The 22,354-nt window shown below is 60.1% G+C and carries 21 protein-coding genes; 15 read left to right on the top strand and 6 right to left on the bottom strand.

Going from position 1 to position 22,354, the window contains the following annotated elements; all coding sequences use genetic code 11:
- Positions 1-57: 57 nt before the first annotated feature.
- Positions 58-1,545, top strand: coding sequence for a helicase HerA-like domain-containing protein (locus ACYYKW_RS10215; RefSeq protein WP_464990043.1), 1,488 nt, complete (start codon positions 58-60; stop codon positions 1,543-1,545).
- Positions 1,546-1,653: 108 nt separating this feature from the next.
- Here ACYYKW_RS10215 and ACYYKW_RS10210 read toward each other — a convergent pair whose 3' ends face one another.
- Positions 1,654-2,109, bottom strand: coding sequence for a DUF721 domain-containing protein (locus ACYYKW_RS10210; RefSeq protein WP_090285657.1), 456 nt, complete (start codon positions 2,107-2,109; stop codon positions 1,654-1,656).
- Positions 2,110-2,416: 307 nt separating this feature from the next.
- On the opposite strand from ACYYKW_RS10210, the gene secA reads away from it, so the two are divergent.
- The 4 genes from secA (at position 2,417) to ACYYKW_RS10190 (ending at position 8,222) form a co-directional block, all read left to right on the top strand.
- Positions 2,417-5,152, top strand: a complete 2,736-nt coding sequence (gene secA, locus ACYYKW_RS10205; RefSeq protein ID WP_093098948.1) for a preprotein translocase subunit SecA — start codon at positions 2,417-2,419, stop codon at positions 5,150-5,152.
- A gap of 122 nt (positions 5,153-5,274) precedes the next feature.
- Positions 5,275-6,492: a bifunctional glutamate N-acetyltransferase/amino-acid acetyltransferase ArgJ gene (gene argJ, locus ACYYKW_RS10200; protein ID WP_336355288.1), complete on the top strand. Its 1,218-nt coding sequence runs from the start codon at positions 5,275-5,277 to the stop codon at positions 6,490-6,492.
- A 153-nt stretch (positions 6,493-6,645) separates the two neighbouring features.
- Positions 6,646-7,278, top strand: coding sequence for a glutathione S-transferase family protein (locus tag ACYYKW_RS10195; protein ID WP_464990042.1), 633 nt, complete (start codon positions 6,646-6,648; stop codon positions 7,276-7,278).
- The gene (locus tag ACYYKW_RS10190; RefSeq protein ID WP_464990041.1) at positions 7,275-8,222 is read left to right on the top strand and encodes a Nudix family hydrolase; all 948 of its coding nucleotides are present in this window, start codon (positions 7,275-7,277) and stop codon (positions 8,220-8,222) included. Before ACYYKW_RS10195 ends, ACYYKW_RS10190 begins: the two co-directional genes overlap by 4 nt.
- A gap of 120 nt (positions 8,223-8,342) precedes the next feature.
- On the opposite strand, the gene ACYYKW_RS10185 is transcribed toward ACYYKW_RS10190, so the two are convergent.
- Genes ACYYKW_RS10185 through ACYYKW_RS10175 form a run of 3 tightly spaced genes read right to left on the bottom strand, consistent with a single transcriptional unit; the run spans position 8,343 to position 11,930 of the window.
- A complete protein-coding gene (locus tag ACYYKW_RS10185) occupies positions 8,343-8,927 on the bottom strand; it encodes a cob(I)yrinic acid a,c-diamide adenosyltransferase (protein ID WP_434709726.1) in 585 nt (194 codons plus the stop codon).
- Between the two features lie 3 nt (positions 8,928-8,930).
- The gene (locus ACYYKW_RS10180) at positions 8,931-10,967 is read right to left on the bottom strand and encodes a sensor histidine kinase (RefSeq protein ID WP_464990040.1); all 2,037 of its coding nucleotides are present in this window, start codon (positions 10,965-10,967) and stop codon (positions 8,931-8,933) included.
- Positions 10,968-11,012: 45 nt separating this feature from the next.
- Complete coding sequence (locus ACYYKW_RS10175) at positions 11,013-11,930, bottom strand: putative 2-dehydropantoate 2-reductase (protein ID WP_464990039.1); 918 nt, start codon at positions 11,928-11,930, stop codon at positions 11,013-11,015.
- A 140-nt stretch (positions 11,931-12,070) separates the two neighbouring features.
- Here ACYYKW_RS10175 and ACYYKW_RS10170 point away from each other — a divergent pair, with 140 nt between their 5' ends.
- Entirely contained in the window at positions 12,071-12,556 is a 486-nt protein-coding gene (locus ACYYKW_RS10170; protein ID WP_090285634.1) for a YajQ family cyclic di-GMP-binding protein, read from the top strand.
- Between the two features lie 149 nt (positions 12,557-12,705).
- Positions 12,706-13,548 carry a mechanosensitive ion channel family protein gene (locus ACYYKW_RS10165; protein WP_090285631.1) on the top strand — a complete coding sequence of 281 codons (843 nt, stop codon included), beginning with the start codon at positions 12,706-12,708 and terminating at the stop codon, positions 13,546-13,548.
- Between the two features lie 118 nt (positions 13,549-13,666).
- Here ACYYKW_RS10165 and ACYYKW_RS10160 read toward each other — a convergent pair whose 3' ends face one another.
- Positions 13,667-14,995, bottom strand: coding sequence for an OprD family porin (locus ACYYKW_RS10160; protein WP_090285629.1), 1,329 nt, complete (start codon positions 14,993-14,995; stop codon positions 13,667-13,669).
- Between the two features lie 892 nt (positions 14,996-15,887).
- Here ACYYKW_RS10160 and ACYYKW_RS10155 point away from each other — a divergent pair.
- Together ACYYKW_RS10155 and ACYYKW_RS10150 are read left to right on the top strand one after the other, a co-directional pair.
- The gene (locus ACYYKW_RS10155; protein WP_464990038.1) at positions 15,888-16,313 is read left to right on the top strand and encodes an HIT family protein; all 426 of its coding nucleotides are present in this window, start codon (positions 15,888-15,890) and stop codon (positions 16,311-16,313) included.
- Between the two features lie 3 nt (positions 16,314-16,316).
- On the top strand, positions 16,317-16,523 hold the full coding sequence (locus tag ACYYKW_RS10150) for a SlyX family protein (protein WP_090285625.1): 207 nt from the start codon (positions 16,317-16,319) through the stop codon (positions 16,521-16,523).
- A 60-nt stretch (positions 16,524-16,583) separates the two neighbouring features.
- Here the strand turns inward: ACYYKW_RS10150 and ACYYKW_RS10145 are convergent, their stop codons facing one another.
- Positions 16,584-17,186: a cold-shock protein gene (locus tag ACYYKW_RS10145; protein WP_090285622.1), complete on the bottom strand. Its 603-nt coding sequence runs from the start codon at positions 17,184-17,186 to the stop codon at positions 16,584-16,586.
- Positions 17,187-17,499: 313 nt separating this feature from the next.
- On the opposite strand from ACYYKW_RS10145, the gene ACYYKW_RS10140 reads away from it, so the two are divergent.
- From ACYYKW_RS10140 to ruvC, 6 genes are all read left to right on the top strand, one after another.
- Complete coding sequence (locus tag ACYYKW_RS10140) at positions 17,500-17,970, top strand: Dps family protein (protein WP_007951212.1); 471 nt, start codon at positions 17,500-17,502, stop codon at positions 17,968-17,970.
- A gap of 185 nt (positions 17,971-18,155) precedes the next feature.
- Complete coding sequence (locus ACYYKW_RS10135; RefSeq protein WP_090285620.1) at positions 18,156-18,494, top strand: ribbon-helix-helix domain-containing protein; 339 nt, start codon at positions 18,156-18,158, stop codon at positions 18,492-18,494.
- Between the two features lie 131 nt (positions 18,495-18,625).
- On the top strand, positions 18,626-18,847 hold the full coding sequence (locus ACYYKW_RS10130) for an FmdB family zinc ribbon protein (RefSeq protein ID WP_016773499.1): 222 nt from the start codon (positions 18,626-18,628) through the stop codon (positions 18,845-18,847).
- A gap of 97 nt (positions 18,848-18,944) precedes the next feature.
- The gene (gene aspS, locus ACYYKW_RS10125; protein ID WP_464990037.1) at positions 18,945-20,720 is read left to right on the top strand and encodes an aspartate--tRNA ligase; all 1,776 of its coding nucleotides are present in this window, start codon (positions 18,945-18,947) and stop codon (positions 20,718-20,720) included.
- A 128-nt stretch (positions 20,721-20,848) separates the two neighbouring features.
- A complete protein-coding gene (locus tag ACYYKW_RS10120; RefSeq protein ID WP_464990036.1) occupies positions 20,849-21,595 on the top strand; it encodes a YebC/PmpR family DNA-binding transcriptional regulator in 747 nt (248 codons plus the stop codon).
- Positions 21,596-21,734: 139 nt separating this feature from the next.
- A complete protein-coding gene (gene ruvC / locus ACYYKW_RS10115; protein ID WP_007962095.1) occupies positions 21,735-22,262 on the top strand; it encodes a crossover junction endodeoxyribonuclease RuvC in 528 nt (175 codons plus the stop codon).
- Positions 22,263-22,354 lie beyond the last annotated feature (92 nt).

Genomic DNA, 22,354 nt, shown 5'->3' with positions numbered 1-22,354 from the left:
GTCTCTCAACCTTTTTATCGGCCATGCAGCATCAAAGATTAACCATTGGGTGACAAAATGCCTGACTCCTCGCAACTCGTAATCGGCGCCGATCCGGCTGGCCAGCAGACTGCCCAGGCGATGCGCCTGGCGAACCGCCACGGCCTGATCGCCGGCGCCACCGGCACCGGTAAGACCGTCACCTTGCAGCGTCTGGCCGAAGCCTTCAGCGACGCCGGTGTCGCGGTGTTCGCCGCCGACATCAAGGGTGACCTGTGCGGCCTCGGTGCCGCCGGCAATCCACAGGGCAAGGTCGCCGAACGCATCGCCGGCATGCCGTGGCTCAACCACACCCCGCAGGCGTATCCGGTGACCTTGTGGGATATTCATGGCGAATCCGGGCATCCGCTGCGTACCACCCTGAGCGAAATGGGCCCGCTGTTGATGGGCAGTCTGCTGGAGCTCACTGACAGTCAACAGTCGGCGCTGTATGCGGCGTTCAAGGTCGCCGATCGCGAAGGTCTGTTGCTGCTCGATCTGAAAGACCTGAAAGCGCTGCTCAATCACCTCAAGGACAATCCTCAGTTGCTCGGCGAAGACGCCGCGCTGATGACCACCGGCTCCAGTCAGGCGCTGCTGCGCCGCTTGGCAACCCTTGAGCAGCAGGGCGCAGAAGCCTTGTTCGGCGAGCCGGCACTGCAACTGGAAGACATTCTGCAACCGACCGCCGACGGACGCGGGCGTATTCATCTGCTCGACGCCAGCCGTCTGGTGCACGAGGCGCCGAAGGTCTATGCAACGTTCCTGTTGTGGCTGCTGGCCGAACTGTTCGAGCAATTGCCGGAGCGGGGCGATGCCGACAAACCGCTGCTGGCGCTGTTCTTCGATGAGGCGCATTTGCTGTTTGGCGACACACCGAAGGCGTTGCAGGAGCGTCTGGAACAAGTGGTGCGGTTGATTCGCTCCAAGGGCGTTGGCGTGTATTTCGTCACCCAGTCGCCCGCCGATCTGCCGGATGACGTGCTGGCCCAACTGGGCTTGCGCATCCAGCACGGCTTGCGTGCGTTTACTGCCAAAGAGCAGAAATCCTTGCGCGCGGTGGCCGAGGGGTTCCGCCCGAATCCGGCGTTCGACAGCTTGTCGGTATTGACCGAGTTGGGGATTGGCGAGGCCTTGGTCGGCACGCTGACCGAGAAGGGCACGCCGGAAATCGTCCAGCGTGTGCTGGTCGCGCCGCCGCAATCGCGGATCGGGCCGCTCAGCGCAACCGAACGCACCGTGCTGATTGCCGGATCGCCGTACAAGGGCCGTTATGACAAACCGATCGACCGCGAGTCGGCGTATGAAATCCTGATGGGACGTAAAGGCCTGGCGCCGGAAGCTGAAGCGCCCGCAGGCAAAGCAGCTGCCGAAGAACCAAGCCTGGCCGACCGGGCCGGGGAGTTCCTCGGCACCGCGGCGGGGCAGGCACTGAAGTCAGCCATGCGCCAAGCGGCCAACAATCTGGGCAAGCAACTGGTGCGCGGTTTGATGGGCTCTTTGCTCGGCGGCAGCAAACGCCGCTAAAACAATGCAGGAGTGAGCCTGCTCGCGATGGCGATGCAACGGTCGACACTTGTAGTGACTGATCTACCGCTATCGCGAGCAGGCTCGCTCCTGCGGGATTTGCTGATTTCAGGTTTTGGCCTTGGCGTGCGCTGCCAGTCGTTCCAGCGCCGCACGCAAACCCGGATCGCTGATCCCATTGGCCGTTTCCTGAATCGTCGCGGCAGCATCGGTCGACAGATCCATGGTGTGCCCGGTCGCGCCGCGCTGCACCGTCGGCGGCTGCACCTTGAACAGAATCCGCGTCAGGCTGGCGAACTCGTCGAACATCTGCAATTGCCGCTGCAAGCGTTTCTGCTGATAGCGCAAACGTGTTGCCCAGTGGCCGTCGGTAACAATCAGCAGCAGACTGCCCTCGCGCCACGACGCCACATGGCAGTGTTCGCGGGCGGCGGGTTGCAGCTGGCTTTCGAGCAGGCGTTGCAAATGCCCCAGCCGTTGGGCATGGCCGAGGATGGCTTTGAGCGGCTTGGCTTCGCGTAGCAGAACGGCGGGTGCTCTGGCCGTGAGAGGGCGAAATGCCATGATCGAACACCTGAAGTAACAGAGGCGCCATGGTAGCAGAAAGCTGCGGAACCACTCGCCCATTGCTTTTGTCCCTGCTTTGCTCATTAAATCAACGACTAACTTCTTGCCCGCGTGGCTTGAAGTTGAGCAAAACGCCCTTATTTCAAGTGAGCCCCGTCAAAGCGCAGTGCCAGCATCGTGGAACATCGCCACTTTCCTCACCACCGTTTCCGGGTAGAATGCTCGTTCGCATGCGGCCATGAGGGCTGCACGGGCGACTCACGGGGCCGCCCTCCATCCCTTTAGTGTGGAAGATCCTGCCGATATGTTTGCGCCTTTGTTAAAGAAACTTTTTGGAAGCAAGAACGAGCGTGAAGTCAAACGCATGCTCAAGACGGTGCAGCTCGTCAATGCCTTCGAAGAGCAAATGGTGGCCCTTTCGGACGATCAATTGCGCGCCAAGACTCAAGAGTTCAAGGACCGCATCGCCAAAGGGGAAACCCTCGACAAGCTGTTGCCTGAAGCCTTTGCCGTGGCCCGCGAGGCCGGCAAGCGCGTGATGGGCATGCGCCACTTCGACGTGCAACTCGTCGGTGGCATGACCCTGCACGAAGGCAAGATCGCCGAAATGCGCACCGGTGAGGGTAAAACCCTGGTGGCGACCCTCGGCGTTTACCTCAACGCACTGTCCGGCAAGGGCGTGCATGTGGTGACGGTGAACGACTACCTGGCCCGTCGTGACGCCAACTGGATGCGTCCGCTGTACGAATTCCTCGGCCTGACCGTCGGCGTCGTGACGCCGTTCCAGCCGCCGGAAGAGAAGCGTCTGGCCTATGCTGCCGACATCACCTACGGCACCAACAACGAATTCGGTTTCGACTACCTGCGCGACAACATGGCGTTCAGCATGGAAGAAAAATTCCAGCGCGAACTCAACTTTGCCGTGATCGACGAAGTCGACTCCATCCTCATCGACGAAGCGCGTACCCCGCTGATCATTTCCGGTCAGGCCGAGGACAGCTCCAAGCTGTACATGGAGATCAACAAGCTGATCCCGCAGCTGGAACTGCACGTCGAAGAAGTCGAAGGTCAAGTCACCAAGGCCGGCCACTACACCGTTGACGAAAAGACCCGTCAGGTCGAACTCAACGAAGCCGGTCACCAGTTCATCGAAGACATGCTCACCCGCGTCGGCCTGCTGGCCGAAGGCGAGAGCCTGTATTCGGCGCACAACCTCGGTCTGTTGACCCACGTTTATGCCGGTCTGCGTGCGCACAAGCTGTTCAACCGCAACGTTGAATACATCGTGCAGGACGGTCAGGTCGTGCTGGTCGACGAACACACCGGTCGTACCATGCCGGGTCGTCGTCTGTCCGAAGGCCTGCACCAGGCCATCGAAGCCAAGGAAGGTCTGAACATTCAGGCCGAGAGCCAGACCCTGGCCTCGACCACCTTCCAGAACTACTTCCGTCTGTACGAAAAGCTGTCCGGCATGACCGGTACCGCTGACACCGAAGCGTTCGAATTCCACCAGATCTACAACCTGCCGGTCGTGGTCATTCCGCCGAACAAACCGTTGGCGCGCAAAGACTACAACGACCTGGTGTTCCTGACCGCCGAAGAGAAATACGCGGCGATCATCAACGACATCAAGGAAGGCATGGCCCAGGGCCGTCCGATCCTCGTCGGTACGGCGACCATCGAAACTTCCGAGCACGTGTCCAGCCTGCTCGCCAAGGAAGGCATCGAACACAAGGTCCTGAACGCCAAGTTCCACGAAAAAGAAGCTGAAATCATCGCTCAGGCCGGTCGTCCGGGCGCCCTGACCATCGCCACCAACATGGCCGGTCGCGGTACCGACATTCTGTTGGGCGGCAACTGGGAAGTGGAAGTCGCGGCGCTGGAAAACCCGAGCCCTGAGCAGATCGCGCAGATCAAGGCCGACTGGCAGAAGCGTCACCAGCAAGTGCTGGAATCGGGCGGCTTGCAGGTGATCGCTTCCGAGCGTCACGAATCGCGTCGTATCGACAACCAGTTGCGTGGCCGTGCCGGCCGTCAGGGCGATGCCGGTTCGAGCCGCTTCTACCTGTCGCTGGAAGACAGCCTGATGCGCATCTTCGCCTCTGACCGGGTGAAGAACTTCATGAAAGCCCTTGGCATGCAGCCGGGCGAAGCGATCGAGCACCGCATGGTGACCAACGCGATCGAGAAGGCGCAGCGCAAGGTTGAAGGGCGCAACTTCGACATTCGCAAGCAATTGCTCGAGTTCGACGACGTCAACAACGAACAGCGTAAAGTGATCTATCACATGCGTAACACGTTGCTGGCCGCCGACAACATCGGTGAGACCATCGCCGACTTCCGTCAGGACGTGCTCAACGCTACCGTCAGCGCGCACATTCCACCGCAATCGCTACCCGAGCAGTGGGACGTCGCTGGTCTGGAAGCGACGATCGAAAGCGACTTCGGCGTGAAACTGCCGATCCAGCAGTGGCTCGACGAAGACGATCACCTGTACGAAGAAACCCTGCGCGAGAAGCTGATGGCCGAGCTGATCGCCGCGTACAACGAAAAAGAAGATCAGGCCGGTGCCGAAGCACTGCGCTCGTTCGAGAAGCAAATCGTGCTGCGCGTACTGGACGACCTGTGGAAAGACCACCTGTCGACCATGGATCACCTGCGTCACGGCATCCACCTGCGTGGCTATGCGCAGAAGAACCCGAAGCAGGAATACAAGCGCGAGTCGTTCACGCTGTTCTCCGAGCTGCTCGATTCGATCAAGCGCGACTCGATCCGTGTGCTGTCGCACGTTCAGGTTCGCCGCGAAGATCCGGAAGCCGAAGAGCAACGCCTGCGTCAGGAAGCCGAAGCGCTGGCCGCCCGCATGCAATTCGAACACGCCGAAGCGCCAGGGCTGGATCAGCCCGAAGCGCTGGGTGAAGAGGTCGATGTCGCCCTCGCCACCGCACCGGTGCGCAACGAGCAGAAGCTGGGCCGCAACGAGCTGTGCTATTGCGGTTCGGGCAAGAAATACAAGCATTGCCACGGGCAGATCCAGTAAAACCCGTCGCACTCGCTGAACACCCCGCGCCGCGACCGGCTTCTGCCGTCGCGGCGTTTTGCCATTCACACCACCGTCGCTGCGAGTGGCGGTGCTGACATCATTGAGTAAGGAGCGCATTCATGGCTGTTGGTCTTGGTCCGTTGCCAACGTTGCACCCGGTTGCCGGTTTTGAACTCGGTATCGCCTCGGCCGGCATCAAGCGCCCAGGGCGCAAGGATGTGGTGGTGATGCGCTGTGCCGAAGGTTCGACCGTGGCGGGCGTGTTCACCTTGAACGCCTTCTGTGCGGCGCCGGTGATCCTGGCGAAAAAGCGCGTGCAGAATGCCGTGCGCTACCTGCTGACCAACACCGGTAACGCCAACGCCGGCACCGGTGAACCAGGCCTGGCGGCTGCCGAGCGCACCACCGCGAAACTGGCCGAGCTGACCGGCGTCGACGCCAGCCAGATCCTGCCGTACTCCACCGGGGTGATCGGTGAGCCGCTGCCGGTCGAGAAGATCGAAGGCGCACTGCAAGCCGCGCTCGACGATCTGTCGGAAAACAACTGGGAAGCCGCCGCCACCGGAATCATGACCACCGACACCCTGCCGAAGGGCGCCAGCCGCCAGTTCGAGCATGACGGCGTGACCATCACCGTCACCGGCATCAGCAAAGGCGCCGGCATGATTCGCCCGAACATGGCGACCATGCTTGGCTACATCGCCACCGATGCCAAAGTTTCGCGCGATGTGCTGCACAACCTGATGCTCGACGGCGCCAACAAGTCGTTCAACCGCATCACCATCGACGGCGACACCTCGACCAACGACTGCTGCATGCTGATCGCCACCGGCAAGGCTGCGCTGCCGGAAATCACCCGTGCTGAAGGCGAGCTGTTCGCCAAGCTCAGGCAAGCGGTGTTCGAAGTGTGCATGGACGTGGCCCAGGCCATCGTGCGTGACGGTGAAGGCGCAACCAAGTTCGTCACTGTTGAAGTCAACGGTGGCGGCAACCATCAGGAATGCCTGGACGTCGGCTACACCGTGGCCCACTCGCCGTTGATCAAGACCGCGCTGTTCGCTTCCGACCCGAACTGGGGCCGTATTCTCGCCGCCGTCGGCCGTGCCGGTGTGCCGGAGCTGGACGTGAGCAAGATCGACGTGTTCCTCGGAGAGGTATGCATCGCCAGCCGCGGCGCCCGTGCGGCGACCTACACAGAAGCGCAAGGCTCGGCGGTGATGCAGCAGGAAGAGATCACTATCCGCATCGAGCTGGGTCGCGGCGATTGCAGCGAAACCATCTGGACCACCGACCTGTCGCACGAGTATGTGAAGATCAACGCTGAGTACCGCACCTGATCCGAGACCGAGCCGCCTGCATCGCCAGCAGGCTGGCTCCCACAGGGATCTGTGTCGTTCACAAATCCCCTGTAGGAGTGAGCCTGCTCGCGATTGCGCCAGCCCGGACACCACTTATCTAGAGTTTCCCTCTGACGAAAAGGCGCCACCACCATGTCCCTGCACCTGATCATCGGCGACAAACTGCTTTCCTCCTGGTCCCTGCGCGCCGCGCTGGCGCTGGAGCTGACCGGCGCACCCTACAGCGAAGAACTGATCAGACTCGGCAAGCCCGACACCCGCGCGCTACTGCTCAAGCATTCGCCGACCGCCAAGGTGCCGCTGCTCAAAACCACGCGCGGCACCATCGCCGATTCGCTGGCGATCGCCGAATACCTCGCCGAGCAATTCCCCTCCGAGCAGCTCTGGCCGAGCGATATTTTCGCCCGCGCACAGGCCCGCTCTGCCTGCGCGCAGATGCACAGCGGCTTCTTTGCCATGCGCAATCACATGCCGTTCAACCTCAATCACGACGCGCCGCTCGATCCGGTGCCGCCAGAAGTGAAGGTCGACATCGAGCGCATGCTCGCCTTGTGGGCGGAATGTCGTGCAGCGGCCACCGAAGAAGGGCCGTACCTGTTCGGTCGCGTAAGCCTGGCGGATGCTTTTTTCGCGCCGATCGCCGTACGCCTGCGCACCTATCAAGTGCAACTGCCGGCCGCTGACGAAGCCTATGTTGAAACCGTCTACCAATGGCCTGCATTCAAAGCGTGGCAGAAGGCCGGACTGGAGGAATTGAAGCCGTGAAACGCGTTCACGTCGCCGCTGCAGTCATTCGTGACGCCAGCGGCAAAATCCTCATCGCTCGCCGCTCCGACACCCAGCATCAGGGTGGTCTGTGGGAGTTTCCCGGCGGTAAGGTCGAGGCTGACGAATCGGTTGAAAGCGCGCTGGCGCGGGAGTTGAACGAGGAACTGGGCATCGTCGTTGGCGCTGCCCGGCCGCTGATCAAGGTTCGCCACGATTATCCGGACAAACAAGTGTTGCTGGATGTCTGGGAAGTCTCGGCATTCACTGGCGAACCGCATGGCGCCGAGGGCCAGCCGTTGGCCTGGGTCACGGCGAAGGAACTGGTGAATTACGACTTCCCGGCGGCCAACCAGCCCATCGTCGCAGCGGCGCGTTTGCCCGCCGAGTACCTGATCACCCCCGAGGATCTGGAAACCCCGGCGCTGCTGCGCGGGATCCAGAAGGCGATTGCGGGTGGCATCAAGCTGATTCAGTTGCGTGCGCCGAATGGCTACGACCCCAAGTACCGCGATCTGGCGGTGGATGCGGTCGGCCTGTGTGCCGGCAAGGCGCAATTGATGATCAAGGGGCCGTTCGAATGGCTCGGCGATTTCCCGTCGGCCGGCTGGCACATCACCTCGGCGCAGTTGCGCAAATACGCGGCGGCGGGGCGGCCGTTGCCGGCGGAGCGCTGGCTCGCCGCGTCGTGTCACGACGCCGAAGAGCTGGCACTGGCCGAGCAGATGGGTGTGGATTTTGTCACCCTGTCGCCAGTGCAGCCGACGCTGACCCACCCGGATGGGCAGCCATTAGGGTGGGAGCAGGCCGAGACTTTGATCGAGGGTTTCAGCAAACCGGTATTTTTGCTCGGGGGGGTAGGGCCTGCGGAGCGGGACAAGGCCTGGGGTGCCGGCGCGCAGGGTGTCGCGGGGATTCGCGCATTCTGGCCTGAATCTCTATAAAGGCTGATGGCCCATTCGCTGGCAAGCCAGCTCCCACAGGGTTTTGTGTCGTTCACAAATTTTGCGTAAGCCACTAAACCTGTGGGAGCTGGCTTGCCAGCGATGGCGGCTAAACAGGCGCTACATTTCTGTTGGCTTTGGGGCCGCCTGCCACAAAATCTCCGCCACCCCTTGCCGCCGCGCAATCAACCTTGCCGCAACAAACAGCAAATCCGACAACCGATTGATATACGCCAGGCCAACCCCGGCCAGCGGTTCCAGCGCATTCAAGTGCTGACAGCGCCGCTCGGCACTGCGCGCCAGGCTGCGGCACACATGCGCTTGAGCGATGAGCATTGAGCCACCGGGCAAGATGAAATTCTCCAGCGGCCCCAACTCTTCATTCCACACGTCGATCGCCGCTTCCAGCCGTTCGATTTCCGCTGCGTTCAACGCTTGATATTCCGGCATTGCCAGTTCGCCACCCAAATCAAACAGGCGATGCTGACAGGGTGCCAATACCTCGATCAGCTCATTCAGCCCCGGGCAGCTTTCACGCTCGGCGATCAATCCGGCCAGCAGCACGCCGACCTGACTGTTCAGCGTATCGACTTCGCCGATCGCTTCGATGCGTGGATGATCCTTGGGCACGCGACGGCCATCGCCCAGGCCTGTTTCGCCGGTGTCGCCGGTGCGGGTGTAGATTTTCGACAGGCGAAAGCCCATGGGTTACCTCGGTAGTTGATTGTTTTCAGCGGCGATGGGTGTTGGCTGGGTCAGTGGCAGACGCAAGGTGAAACAGGTGCCCTGGCCCGGCGCGGACTGCACTTCCATCTGCCCTTTGTGATTGTTGGTGATGATGAAGTACGACACCGACAGGCCCAGCCCGGTGCCCTGGCCGATTTCCTTGGTGGTGAAGAACGGCTCGAAGGTGCGTTTGCGCACGCTCTCGCTCATGCCGATGCCGTTGTCTTCGACCTGAATTTCGGCCCAGGGCGGATTGAGCCTGGTGCGCAAAATGATCCGCCCCGGCTCGCCGTCGTCTTCGCGCTGGTGAATGGCTTGTGCGGCGTTTTTCAGCAAATTGAGCAGCACCTGCTCGAGCTCGTTGGCGGTGCCCGGTACCGGGCCGAGCGCCGGGTCGAACTGGCGGATGATCGCCTGGCCCTTGAAGTCGAAACCGATGGCCAGATCGAAGTCGTTGCCCGCGATTTCCACGGCTTGGTCGATCAGTGCCGGCAAGTCGCACGGGGCCATTTGCCGAGTGCTGCGGCGGCTGAAACTGAGCATGTGTGTAACGATTTTCGCCGCTCGCGCACCGGCCTGTTGGATGCCGTCGAGCAGTTGCGGCACTTCGCGCCCTTGCAGGTAGCGGTTGACCGTGTCCAGTTCGATGCCCAGTTGTTCGGCGGTTTCCAGGTTCTTCGGCAGATCCGCGGACAGGCGTCGGCGGATGTTTTGCACGTTGTGCAGGATCGCGCCCAGCGGGTTATTGATCTCGTGGGCCATGCCGGCGGCGAGGCCACCGACCGAGAGCATTTTTTCCGACTGCACCATCATTTCTTCCAGCGACAAGCGCTGGGTGATGTCATCGATGCGGATCACCACGCCGCGCCCGGCACCGCCCATCAGCGGATAAAAGGTCAGCGCATAGTGCTTCGGCTCGTCGTCCTTGAACCAGGTGACCCGCTCGATTTTCGCCACGGTGTGCTGCTCGACGGTCTGCTTGAGTTGCGGCAGAAACGGCTTGAGCGGTTCGAAGGCAAGGAAGATCGGCTGGTTCAATGCTTCGTCCAGACGCGTGCCGGAGAGGGCGCTGGCTTCCTGATTCCATTGGGTGACGTAGAGCTGCTCGTCGAGGGCAATCAGCGCTGAGGGCATCGAGTCGATGATGCTGTTGAGGTAGTTCTGGAAACCGGTGAGCTTTTTCTCGATCTTGCTGCGCACCTGGACTTCCAGTTCCAGTTTGCGATTGGTGTGGCGGGTTTCTTCGGCCAGCCCCTGAGCCTGATCGTAAGCCGCCTGCGAATCATCGCGGGCGCGCTTGAGCTGCTGCTCGCGCGCTTCGATGCGCGACAGCATGGTGTTGAAGGCCTCGGCCAGACTGCCGATTTCATCGTGGTTGCCGCGTGCGGCCCGCAGGGCGTAGTTTTCCTCGCGGGTGACCTGGCGCGACAGCTCCTCGAGCTGATGGATCGGCCGGGTGATCAGACGTTTGATCTGCCGGGCAATCACTAGCCACAGCAGCACGCTGAAAATCAGGATGCCCAGGCTTGCAGTCAGGGTGCCGGTGTAGAACGCCATCGGCAGCTCACTGCTGGCAACCAGCAGCAAATGGCCCGGTGAGGTGCCGGGACGGGGCAGGGTGATCAGTTGGTTGCTGCGAAATTCGGTCAGTTGCCAGGCCTCGACGTGGCGGTAATGCTCCGGCAGGCTGAGCTTGTCGCCACGCTGCACTTGCGCCAGGCGTTGCCCTTTGCCGTCGTAGAGGGCGGCGGCGCGCAGCGGTGAATAACTGTCGAGCTCCTTGAGCAGGCGCTCGGCACTTTGCGGTGATTGCAGGGCTTCACTGACCAGACTCGGGTTGGAGATCAGCCGGCCGATGGTCTGCAAGGCTTGCGGCGCCATGCTTTCCTGGGAGATGTAATAGGCGGCGCTGATAAAGGTCAGGTTGGCGACCAGCAGAACCGTGGTCAACAACACCAACAGGGCGGCCAACAGTTTCTGGCCGACCGGCAGGTTTTCGAGGCGCTGGCGCAATGGCATCAGGTTTATCGCAGCAAAGGAACAAGTCGCCAGCGTAGCCGCTGCTCAGTCGCTGGGCAATCCGAGGCTGCGCAGATGGCCGATCAGGCGCTGCTGCAATTGTTGCAGGTGCGGCAGGTTAACCTGATGGCGCTCGGCAACTTTGCAGGCGTGGCCCAGCAGGTAACTGATTTCGGTACGGCGCTGGTTGGCGACATCCTGGTACATCGAGGAATAATTGGCCGCCGTGGCTTGGATCACCCGCTCGACTTCCGCTTGCAGGTTGTCCGCCGCTGCCGGTTGGCCGCAGCGCTCAAGCAACTCGGCCAGCTCGCCACACAGGGTGGCGACTTCGCAGTGATGCTCGGTCAGTCCGCCGTTACGGCAGCCGTGCAACACCGTCAGCGGGTTGATCGCACAGTTGAGCGCCAGTTTGCGCCACAGGCGGGTGAGGATGTCAGCGGTCCATTCATGGGGAATGTTCGCCGCTTGCAGATCGTCCAGCCAGATCGGCGCCAATGGGTTTGCGGCATCGCCGAGCCAGGTAAACCCATGCCCGGCAAACACCACGCGCCAGTCGCCATCACGGAACGCACCTTCGGTGCTCGAGGCGCTGATGCAACGTGCATGCGGCACTTGGGCGGCGACCGCGTCCTGACTGCCGAGACCGTTCTGCAGCAGGATCAGCTCGGCATCGGCCGCCAGTCGCGGCGCGATACGGGCGACGGCGTTCTCGGCGTCATAGGCCTTGCACGCCACCAGCAGGCGGCGGATCGGCGCGGGGTGGTCTGCGGTTTCGGCGGGAACTGCATGGGTACTGGCTTGTCCGTTTTCTACCAGGGTCAGTCCACCGGCGGCCTCGTAGCTGCGCAAACGCGTTGGGTCGCGCACGATCAACCGCACCGGCAGGCCCGCGCGGGCCAGGCGGGTCGCCCATAACGTGCCGAGACTGCCGGCGCCCAGTATATGCCAGGGAGTCGACATCAGTTTTTTGCTCGATTGCTTGCAGGCATGTGCGGCGCGCCGTATCGGTGGGAAAAGAGCCGTTATAATGAGCCCGATTTTAACCGCAAGCCAAGCGCGCTCCATCACCATCGAGCGCGCCTTTTTATTGGAGAGATTACATGCCGTCGTTCGACGTGGTATCCGAACTGGACAAACACGAGCTCACCAACGCGGTCGAGAACGCCGTGAAGGAACTCGACCGTCGTTATGACCTGAAAGGCAAAGGCAGCTTCGAGTTCAAGGAAAAGGACCTGACCGTCAGCCTGACCGCCGAGGCCGAATTCCAGCTCGAGGCGATGATCGAAATCCTCAAGCTGGCGCTGGTCAAGCGCAAGATCGACGTGCAGTGCCTTGAGGTCAAGGACGCCTATGCCTCGGGCAAGCTGATGAAGCAGGACGCCGTGCTCAAGGAAGGCATCGACAAGGAACTGGCGAAAAAGATCGTCGGCCACATCAAGGAAGCCAAACTGAAAGTGCAGGCCGCCATTCAGGGCGAGCAAGTGCGTGTGACCGGCAAGAAGCGCGACGACCTGCAGGAAGCCATCGCGGCGCTGCGCGCCAAGGAATTCGGCATGCCGCTGCAGTTCAACAATTTCCGCGACTAAACTGCTCTGTGACTGTGTGGGAGCGAGCGTGCTCGCGAATGCAAGGTGTCGGTCAATTCATCTTTGAATGACACACCGCATTCGCGAGCAGGCTCGCTCCCACATTATTTTGTGTACACCCCGGGAAGCCGGAAATCAGGAGAAAGAACATGGATTTGAATGCTGAGGTGGACCACCTGGTCAAGGCGTCCCAGGCGTGGATTCCGATGATCATGGAGTACGGCAGCCGCGTGCTGCTGGCGGTGATTACCCTCGCCATCGGCTGGTGGCTGATCAACAAGGTCACGCAAAAGCTCGGCGGTCTGTTGGCCTTGCGCAATGCCGACCTGGCACTGCAAGGCTTTATCAGCAGCCTGGCGAACATCATTCTCAAGGTACTGCTGATCGTCAGCGTCGCGTCGATGATCGGCGTGGAAACCACCTCGTTCGTCGCGGCCATCGGTGCGGCCGGTCTGGCCATCGGTCTGGCCTTGCAGGGCAGCCTGGCAAACTTTGCCGGTGGCGTGCTGATTCTGCTGTTCCGGCCGTTCCGCATCGGTGACTGGATCGAAGCGCAAGGCGTGGCGGGCACTGTCGACAGCATCCAGATTTTCCACACCGTGCTGCGTACCGGCGACAACAAGACCATCATCCTGCCCAACGGCAATCTGTCGAACGGCATCATCACCAACACCAATCGTCAGCCGACGCGCAAGGTTGTGTTCGATGTCGGTGTCGATTACGAAGCAGACCTGCAAAAAGCCCGTCAGGTGTTGCTGGACCTGGCCAAGGATGAGCGCGTATTGCAGGACCCTGAGCCACAGGCGGTGATTTCGACACTGGGTGACAGTTCGATCACGGTTTCCTTGCGGGTCTGGGTTAAAACTGCCGACTACTGGGATGTTATGTTCATGTTCAATGAACTGTCGCGCGATCGCCTGAAAGCCGCCGGGATTGATATTCCTTTTCCGCAGCGGGTTATTCGTGTAATGCAGGAACCGGCAACTAAATGATAGGTTGCTAATTAAACTGTCTGACTCGGCAGTCAACGCAGTTGAATGCAGCAGCAATAAAAAAGGCCCATCCTGAGATGGGCCTTTTTATGTGTTATCGCAAACTAACTGGATGCGATTACAACAGCGACAGCGGGTAGTCAACGATCAGACGGAACTCTTTGATGTCGCCTTCGCCCTGGTCAGCGTTAGCCTGGTGCCATGCTTGACGAATGCGGAAGGAGAGATCTTTTGCCGGGCCAGACTGAACAACGTACTTGGCTTCCAGGTTGGTCTCGTTGTGCTTGCCATCTTCACCGTACAGGCCAGCGTAAGCGCTGCCAGTTGGGGTGTTAGTGCCATCGATGTCCCAGCCTTTAACGTAACGGGTCATGAAGCTCAGACCTGGAACGCCGTACTCGGCCATTTTGATGTCATAACGGATCTGAGCGGATTTCTCGTTCGGACCGTTGAAGTCAGAGTACTGAATGGAGTTGGCGAGGAAGATCGAGTCGCCACCACGGTTGTTCTTGCCCACGCCGATGTAGTCGAAAGGCGTGTCACCGTTGACCTTCTGGAAGGCCAGGGTAATGGTGTGCGCTTTCAGGAACGAAAGAGCGGTTGCCAGGGAGAACGTGGTGTTGCTGATATCGCCGGCTTTCGCGTCACCGGTGTCGGTGGTGCGGTAGATGTTGAAGTCGGTGTTCAGCGAGGTGTCACCACTGAAAGGCGTGGTGAGGTTCACGTTGGCGTAGTACTGGTTCCAGATGTCTTCCAGCTTGGCGCCGTAGAGCGATGCGCTCAGGTTTTCGGTGATGCCGTACTTGCCGCCGAAGTAGTCGATGGTGTTGGCTTCTTCGCCAGCGTAGTTGGCGTACAGACCACCTTCGCGGGAGTTACGGTCCTGGCTGGTACCCGAGTAGAAGTGGCCGGCCTCGAGATCAAGATCTTTGATTTCGCTGCTCTGCAGCTGGAAGCCGCTGGCAGTTTGCGGGAGGATACGGGAACCACCGACTGCGAACACTGGAGAAGTGCTCGGCTGCATGTCGCCCACTTTCAGCTCGGTTTTCGATACGCGGAACTTGACCGCAGCACCGGCTTTGCCCTGGCTGTCGTTGACTTCGCCATCGGCATCGCGGCTCATGTTGCCGGTGCCGCCAGTGCCGTCACCGCCATCGAGTTTGATGGCCAGATAACCGAAGGCATCAATGCCCACGCCTACGGTGCCTTGGGTGTAACCAGAGCTGAAGTTGCCCCAGATACCCTGGGTCCAGTCTTTCTGGTCGTTGCCGCCATTCTTGTTATTGCGGTTGAAGTAATAGTTGCGAATCAGCAAGTCAGCTTTGGCGTCTTCAACGAAGCCCTTGGCCTCTGCCTGGTCACTAACGAACGGTGCGGCCGTAGCCAACTGAGAACCGGCAGCTGCTGCAACTGCCAGTGCGATCATGCTCCACTTCATCACGCGCATCGTGATTTGCTCCTTTGGTTTTAGAAGAGTACTGCCGTCCCACCTGTTTTATTATCTGGGCGGCTCTTTCTTTTTGTGTCGGCGCAAACTTATATCACGCCGACAATGTTGGCGATACTTGCGAATTCAACCTTTCAGCTTCTTTACGACGTTGTCGCGAATGACTGGATGGATGTCGCAAATTCACAGTACCGACGCAGCCGGACTGACAACTTTCTCGCTGTTCATGGGCCTTTTTGCATCGGTAAAAAAGAGTCCCTGGCAAAACACTTGAATCTCCATCGGGCAACCCTGCCACTGTTTTTATGGGGCTTAGGCATCCACTTCCGGTGGTGCGCTTATAGTCCATATGAGTACGAATGCAACAAGCGTGCTCAAACCGCGTTTTCCTTGCGGTTATTTTCCCCAGCGCCTCTCTGCATTTGTGAAAACCTTGTGAAACGGGGGCTTCGAGGCTGTTTTTTTCAGCGCTTGACGTTAGCCCTGCCATGGTGTTGTCACGCTGTTTCGCGCGCGTGACAATCAAAAACGTTACCCGTTCACCCCGTCATTGAGTATTCGGCGGATGCCCGACGCACTGAGCGTAGACGGGTTGTGCGATTTTGGTGCAAATAATTTTCTGCCCCTGTTCGGCTTCCCGCGGCTTTGAGCGCTTGAGAGGCCGAGCATTGCGTGTGTTTCGATCTTTCATCGAGATAGCGATGGGTATCGGGTCCGTGTTGGTGCGTAGCGTTCGCAAATGTCCCATGTCGGGGCGTCGGCGCGACGATGGCAGGCAGCGCTGTCGTGAAGGCTCGCGCATTCACAGGTATGCTGCACGCCTGTCGCTTGGCGGGCCGTCCACAGTGATCGCCGCTAAGCTGAATATGTCGATCAGCCGGGAGTGCGCGCAGTGTTTGCTTTAGATTCACGACTTCAACAGGACACGCTGGTCATCGGTGACTTCCCGCTTTGCCGTTTGCTGCTGTCCAACGATAGCCAGTACCCGTGGTTCATCCTGGTGCCGCGTCGCGAGGATATCAGCGAGTTGTTTCAGTTGGATGTCGCTGATCAGCAGCAGCTCTGGCAGGAAACCACCATGCTGGCCGAACTGCTCAAGGATTCGTTCGACGCCGACAAACTGAACGTCGCCACCTTGGGCAACGTTGTCAGCCAGTTGCACATGCATGTCATCGTGCGCAAACGCGATGATGCCGCGTGGCCAGCGCCGGTCTGGGGCAAGCACCCGGCCCGACCGTATAGTGCAGAGCAGGTCGCCGCCATCCGCGAGCGCCTGCGCCTGGTGCTGACCGACGATTTCACTTTTGTGGAGGGCTGAGTCATGACTCTGGAACAACGCGTTACCGATCTGGAGAGCCGGCTGGCCTTTCAGGACGATACGATTCAGGCGTTGAATGACGTTCTGGTGGAGCAGCAGCGCGTGGTCGAGCGCCTGCAGCTGCAGATGGCGGCACTGCTCAAGCGCCAGGAAGAAATGGTCGGGCAGTTCGGTTCTTTCGAAGAAGACGCACCGCCGCCGCATTATTGATTTCATGCAGGCATAAAAAAACCGCGAGCAGCCAGGCTGTTCGCGGTTTTTTGCTTTGGGTCAGCGGCGCGGCAGCGCGGCGATGACGTCCTCGGCTTGCAGGCCCTTGTCGCGGTTCATCACCGAGAACTCCACGCGCTGGCCTTCGACCAGAACGCGGTGACCTTCGCCACGGATCGCACGGAAGTGCACGAAAATATCATCGCCGGAATCGCGCGAGATAAAGCCGAAGCCTTTGGAGGTGTTGAACCACTTGACGGTGCCGGTATCACGGTTGGTCATGTCGTAGCTGGTCGGCGCGGCGGCCGGTGAAGAACGATAGAAGCTCACCGCCAGGTGAACGACCACCGCAACCAGTGCGATCACCAGGCTGAACAGCACGGCAGGCTGGCCGGCAATGACCGGCATCGGTGCGATCAGGGTCAGGGTTTGCAGGACGACGGTCAGTACCAGAAGAGCGCTGACCAGGTTTTGCAGATGCTGACGCGGGCCTTTGTTCCAGTAGGGAATCACTGGCGCAAGGATCAGGTTCAGCAGGCCGAAAAAGGCCAGGTAAAGTGCATCGGGTTGTTGCAGGTAGGGAACGGCTTCGGATTTCAAGCTGGGTATGAACGACAGCAGCAAGGCCGCTGCGCCCATCAGCAGGTGGACGATTTTCAACATTTTGATTGGCTCACGTTTATGACGGCTCACAAGGAAGAGCTGAAGGCGAACGGTTCGCTTCGGAACAAAAAAAGAGGCGGTGGACACGTTCACGGCATCAGCCTATGCGCGAACACCCCGAAAAACGGGGCATGGCGACACATCGCCTATTTAACAGCAAAGCCTGCGGCGACTCAAATCAGCCCGGCCAGTGGCAGTGCGTTGGTCGTTTTGTCGCAGTGCAAGCGTTTGATCGGGGCTGCGGGGTGGCGGCAGCCTTGCTAGAGTGGGCCTGCATCTTTTGGATGAAATCAATCGCCCTCAGGAGGTCACAATGGCAATCGATATCGGTATTAGTGAAGAAGACCGCAAGTCCATCGTCGAAGGACTGTCGCGTCTGTTGTCGGACACCTACGTGCTGTATCTGAAAACCCATAACTTCCACTGGAACGTCACCGGCCCGATGTTCCGTACCCTGCATCTGATGTTCGAAGAGCAGTACAACGAACTGGCGCTGGCGGTGGACTCGATCGCCGAGCGCATTCGCGCCCTGGGCTTTCCGGCGCCGGGTGCCTATGCCACCTACGCACGTCTGTCGTCCATCAAGGAAGAGGAAGGCGTGCCGAGCGCCGAAGACATGATCAAACAACTGGTCGAAGGCCAGGAAGCGGTGACCCGCACGGCGCGCGGGATTTTCCCGCTGCTCGACAAGGTCAGCGATGAACCGACCGCCGACCTGCTGACCCAGCGCATGCAGGTGCACGAGAAGACCGCGTGGATGCTGCGCGCATTGCTCGAAGCCTGATTGCCGTACGCAGGCCTTGTCTCTCAAGGCCTGCGTACCCGAGCAAAGTCTTACTTGTATCGTTGGCTTATCCTACGGCGACGGTCTAAAAGTCGTCTGGCTATAACTTTGTGTCTGCGCTTTTATAAAAGCCACAGGATGTGACTTTTTCAGACAAGCAGAGATGACAAAGGAGTGTCAGCGATATGGTTGAAGGAGACAGGCGCGGCGACCGCAGAGTCGGCGCGCCACATGCTTTAAAGGTCGATCCGTTCGTCAGCGGATTCGACATGGCGCTGATCAGGCCATTGTCGAGGTCCGTACGCCTGAACGGTTACGCCACCTGCCTGCGTCTTGAGCAGGTCTACTGGAATATCCTCGGCTCAATGGCGGCGGACAACTGCTGTTCGATCAGCTCGCTGTTGTCTCACGTCGACCGTGAGGTGCATCTGCGTCACGGCGGGGTGAAGAATTTCAGCGCACTGGTGCGGGTTGTGTGTGTGATGAACGGCATTGGTCAGGAGGCGCGGTCCGATTCGCTCTGATACGGCACGTGCAAACGAGGTCGCGGCCTGTGCTGCATACCGGCTGCACAGGCCGCATTTAATCGATATAATCCCGCTCTTTCGCCGCAAAGCCCTGCGCGCGGCAGCAATCTGATCGCCGAGACACCTCCATGCCGATGTACGATTACCAATGTGCTTCCTGTGGTCATCAGTTGGAAGCCATTCAGAAGATCAGCGACGCACCGCTGGTCGACTGCCCTGCCTGTCAGGCGCCCGAACTGAAGAAACAGCTGTCCATGCCGGGTTTTCGCCTCAGCGGCAACGGTTGGTACGAGACCGATTTCAAGACCGGAGCCAAGAAGAATCTGGCCGGTGGCGACAAAGCTGACTAGGGTTCAAGCCCTGAACGAACGACACGCGTGAGTTTCCGCATTGCTTGAGCAACGGGATCTCCACCGAATATCGAATGACGAGAAGCGAACCATTATCATGATGCGCAGCCACTATTGCGGCCAACTGAACGAAAGCCTGGAAGGTCAGGAAATTACCCTTTGCGGATGGGTTCACCGTCGTCGCGACCACGGCGGGGTGATTTTCCTCGACATCCGTGATCGTGACGGTCTGGCCCAGGTGGTCTTCGATCCGGATCGCGCCGAGAGCTTTGCCGCCGCCGATCGCGTGCGCAGCGAATACGTGGTGAAGATCACCGGCAAGGTGCGTCTGCGTCCTGCTGGCGCAACCAACGCCAACATGGCCTCGGGCATGATTGAAGTGCTGGGTTACGAACTGGAAGTGCTGAACGAGTCGGAAACCCCGCCGTTCCCGCTCAACGAGTTCTCCGACGTCGGCGAAGAAACCCGTCTGCGTTATCGCTTCCTCGACCTGCGTCGTCCGGAAATGGCCGAGAAGCTGCGTCTGCGTTCGCGCATGACCACCAGCATCCGTCGCTTCCTCGACGAAAACGGTTTCCTCGACGTCGAAACACCGATCCTGACCCGTGCCACTCCTGAAGGTGCGCGTGACTATCTGGTGCCGAGCCGTACCCATGCCGGTTCGTTCTTCGCCCTGCCGCAATCGCCGCAGCTGTTCAAGCAACTGCTGATGGTGGCCGGCTTCGATCGTTACTACCAGATCGCCAAGTGCTTCCGCGACGAAGACCTGCGCGCCGACCGTCAACCGGAATTTACCCAGATCGACATCGAGACCAGCTTCCTCGATGAAAAAGAGATCATGGGCCTGACCGAGCAAATGATCCGCAACCTGTTCAAGGAAGTGCTGGATCTGGAATTCGGCGAATTCCCGCACATGACCTTCGAAGAGGCCATGCGCCGCTACGGTTCCGACAAGCCGGACCTGCGTATTCCGCTGGAACTGGTGGACGTTGCCGACCAGCTCAAGGAAGTCGAATTCAAGGTGTTCAGCGGTCCGGCCAACGATCCGAAGTGCCGCATTGCCGCACTGCGCGTTCCAGGCGGGGCGAGCATGCCGCGCAAGCAGATCGACGACTACACCAAGTTCGTCGGCATCTACGGCGCCAAGGGCCTGGCCTACATCAAGGTCAACGAGCGCGCGGCCGGTGTTGACGGTCTGCAATCGCCGATCGTCAAGAACATCCCTGAAGACAAGCTCAACGTGATCCTTGATCGCGTCGGCGCGATCGATGGCGACATCGTGTTCTTCGGTGCCGACAAGGCCAAGATCGTCAGCGAAGCCTTGGGCGCGCTGCGCATCAAGCTCGGTCACGACCTCAAGCTGCTGACCTGCGAGTGGGCGCCAATGTGGGTCGTCGACTTCCCGATGTTCGAAGAGAACGACGACGGCAGCTTCTCGGCGCTGCACCACCCGTTCACTGCACCGAAGTGCACCCCGCAGGAGCTCGAGGCCAACCCGGCCGGCGCACTGTCGCGCGCCTACGACATGGTATTGAACGGCACCGAGCTGGGCGGCGGTTCGATCCGTATTCACCGCAAGGAAATGCAGCAAGCGGTATTCCGCCTGCTGGGCATCAACGAAGCGGAACAGGAAGAGAAGTTCGGCTTCCTGCTCGACGCGCTGAAGTACGGTGCACCGCCGCACGGTGGTCTGGCCTTCGGTCTGGACCGTCTGGTAATGCTGATGACCGGCGCCCAGTCGATCCGTGAAGTGATCGCCTTCCCGAAAACCCAGAGTGCTGCCGACGTGATGACGCAGGCTCCGGGCGTTGTGGATGCCAAGGCATTGCGCGAGCTGCATATTCGTTTGCGCGAAACGCCAAAGGCTGAGTAAGACGGGCCTGAAGGCGCATCTTCGGATGCGCCTTTTTTCTTTCTATAAGAGCAGGTCGAGATTTTTGTGTTTGCTGGCCGCTGCGCACGCAGGGCGGGCAACGTTTCAAAGAGAATTCGGAGCGAGTTATGGCAGGTCATTCCAAGTGGGCGAACATCAAGCACCGCAAAGAACGTCAGGATGCCAAGAGGGGCAAGATCTTCACCAAGTGGATCCGCGAACTGACCGTTGCGGCCCGTCAGGGCGGCGGTGATCCCGGTTCCAACCCGCGTCTGCGTCTGGCCCTGGACAAGGCGTTGAGCGCGAACATGAGCCGCGACATCATCGACCGCGCCGTTGCGCGCGGCGCCGGTGCGACCGAGGCGGACAACGTTGAAGAGCTGACCTACGAAGGCTACGGCCCGGGCGGCGTGGCGGTGATGGTCGAGTGCATGACCGACAACCGCAATCGTACCGCTGCGGCGGTGCGCCACGCGTTCAGCAAATGCGGCGGCAACCTCGGCACCGACGGTTCGGTGGCGTATCTGTTCGAACGCAAGGGCCAGATCAGCTTCGCGCCGGGCGTTGACGAAGACGCGCTGACCGAAGCGGCGCTTGAGGCTGACGCCGATGACGTCGTCACGCACGAGGACGGCTCGATCGACGTGTTCACCTCGTTCACCAGCTTCTACGCAGTGCGTAACGCGCTGGAAGCGGCCGGATTCAAGGGCGACGACGCGGAAATCGTCATGCAGCCGACCACCAGCGCCGAGCTGGATCTGGAAGGTGCGGAGAGGGTGCTCAAGCTGATCGACATGCTGGAAGACCTGGATGACGTGCAGAACGTCTATTCCAATGCGGACATTCCAGAAGACGTCGCCGCTCAGCTCGGCTAAGAGCGACTAGGCTTCAATGTGGGAGCTGGCTTGCCAGCGATGGCGTCGGCGCATCAGCATTGATGGCGCCTGACACTCCGTCATCGCTGGCAAGCCAGCTCCCACATTTGTTTTTGTGTTATTTCGAACCAGCAGGCCTATGACTTTAATTCTTGGTATCGACCCCGGCTCGCGCATTACCGGTTACGGGATTGTTCGCGATACCGGACGGGGTGGCTGCATTTATGTGGCGTCTGGCTGCATCCGTACCGGTGCGGGCGAGCTGCACGAGCGTTTGCAGATTGTTTATCGCGGCGTGCGCGAAATCATCCAGACTTACGGCCCTGTCACCATGGGTATTGAAAAGGTCTTCATGGCGAAGAATGCCGACTCGGCGCTCAAGCTCGGGCAGGCTCGTGGGGCGGCTATCGTTGCGGGCGCCGAAGAGTGCCTGGAAATTGCCGAGTACACGGCCACTCAGGTCAAGCAGGCCGTGGTGGGTACCGGCGCCGCCAATAAAGAACAAGTGCAAATGATGGTCATGCACATGCTGAAACTGACCAGCAAACCGCAGATCGACGCTTCCGATGCCCTCGCAATCGCCATTTGCCATGCGCACACGCGTTCCAGTCTGCTACCGCACGGCCTGGGGACCGCACGCAGTCGTGGCGGGCGCCTGCGTCTCTGATAGCATCAGCAGCAATTTTCCTGAAAGCGGATTCATGCGCCTGTGTCGTCGGCGCGAATTTCGCCTTTCGACAGTCGCCAGCCCACGGCTGG

The organism is Pseudomonas sp. 15C (assembly GCF_055484735.1).
Note: the sequence above shows the minus strand (reverse complement) of the source record. Positions and strands in the feature narration are given on the sequence as shown.

What these genes read in the sequence shown, in the direction of transcription:
- ACYYKW_RS10170 (WP_090285634.1), top strand. Translation starts at nt 12,071, where the DNA reads ATGCCGTCGTTCGACGTGGTATCCGAACTGGACAAACACGAGCTCACC.
- ACYYKW_RS10160 (WP_090285629.1), bottom strand. Translation starts at nt 14,995, where the DNA reads ATGCGCGTGATGAAGTGGAGCATGATCGCACTGGCAGTTGCAGCAGCT.
- ACYYKW_RS10175 (WP_464990039.1), bottom strand. Translation starts at nt 11,930, where the DNA reads ATGTCGACTCCCTGGCATATACTGGGCGCCGGCAGTCTCGGCACGTTA.
- ACYYKW_RS10140 (WP_007951212.1), top strand. Translation starts at nt 17,500, where the DNA reads ATGGCAATCGATATCGGTATTAGTGAAGAAGACCGCAAGTCCATCGTC.
- aspS (WP_464990037.1), top strand. Translation starts at nt 18,945, where the DNA reads ATGATGCGCAGCCACTATTGCGGCCAACTGAACGAAAGCCTGGAAGGT.
- secA (WP_093098948.1), top strand. Translation starts at nt 2,417, where the DNA reads ATGTTTGCGCCTTTGTTAAAGAAACTTTTTGGAAGCAAGAACGAGCGT.
- ACYYKW_RS10195 (WP_464990042.1), top strand. Translation starts at nt 6,646, where the DNA reads ATGTCCCTGCACCTGATCATCGGCGACAAACTGCTTTCCTCCTGGTCC.
- ACYYKW_RS10210 (WP_090285657.1), bottom strand. Translation starts at nt 2,109, where the DNA reads ATGGCATTTCGCCCTCTCACGGCCAGAGCACCCGCCGTTCTGCTACGC.
- ACYYKW_RS10180 (WP_464990040.1), bottom strand. Translation starts at nt 10,967, where the DNA reads ATGCCATTGCGCCAGCGCCTCGAAAACCTGCCGGTCGGCCAGAAACTG.
- ACYYKW_RS10165 (WP_090285631.1), top strand. Translation starts at nt 12,706, where the DNA reads ATGGATTTGAATGCTGAGGTGGACCACCTGGTCAAGGCGTCCCAGGCG.
- ruvC (WP_007962095.1), top strand. Translation starts at nt 21,735, where the DNA reads ATGACTTTAATTCTTGGTATCGACCCCGGCTCGCGCATTACCGGTTAC.
- ACYYKW_RS10120 (WP_464990036.1), top strand. Translation starts at nt 20,849, where the DNA reads ATGGCAGGTCATTCCAAGTGGGCGAACATCAAGCACCGCAAAGAACGT.
- argJ (WP_336355288.1), top strand. Translation starts at nt 5,275, where the DNA reads ATGGCTGTTGGTCTTGGTCCGTTGCCAACGTTGCACCCGGTTGCCGGT.
- ACYYKW_RS10145 (WP_090285622.1), bottom strand. Translation starts at nt 17,186, where the DNA reads ATGTTGAAAATCGTCCACCTGCTGATGGGCGCAGCGGCCTTGCTGCTG.
- ACYYKW_RS10130 (WP_016773499.1), top strand. Translation starts at nt 18,626, where the DNA reads ATGCCGATGTACGATTACCAATGTGCTTCCTGTGGTCATCAGTTGGAA.
- ACYYKW_RS10185 (WP_434709726.1), bottom strand. Translation starts at nt 8,927, where the DNA reads ATGGGCTTTCGCCTGTCGAAAATCTACACCCGCACCGGCGACACCGGC.
- ACYYKW_RS10215 (WP_464990043.1), top strand. Translation starts at nt 58, where the DNA reads ATGCCTGACTCCTCGCAACTCGTAATCGGCGCCGATCCGGCTGGCCAG.
- ACYYKW_RS10135 (WP_090285620.1), top strand. Translation starts at nt 18,156, where the DNA reads ATGGTTGAAGGAGACAGGCGCGGCGACCGCAGAGTCGGCGCGCCACAT.
- ACYYKW_RS10150 (WP_090285625.1), top strand. Translation starts at nt 16,317, where the DNA reads ATGACTCTGGAACAACGCGTTACCGATCTGGAGAGCCGGCTGGCCTTT.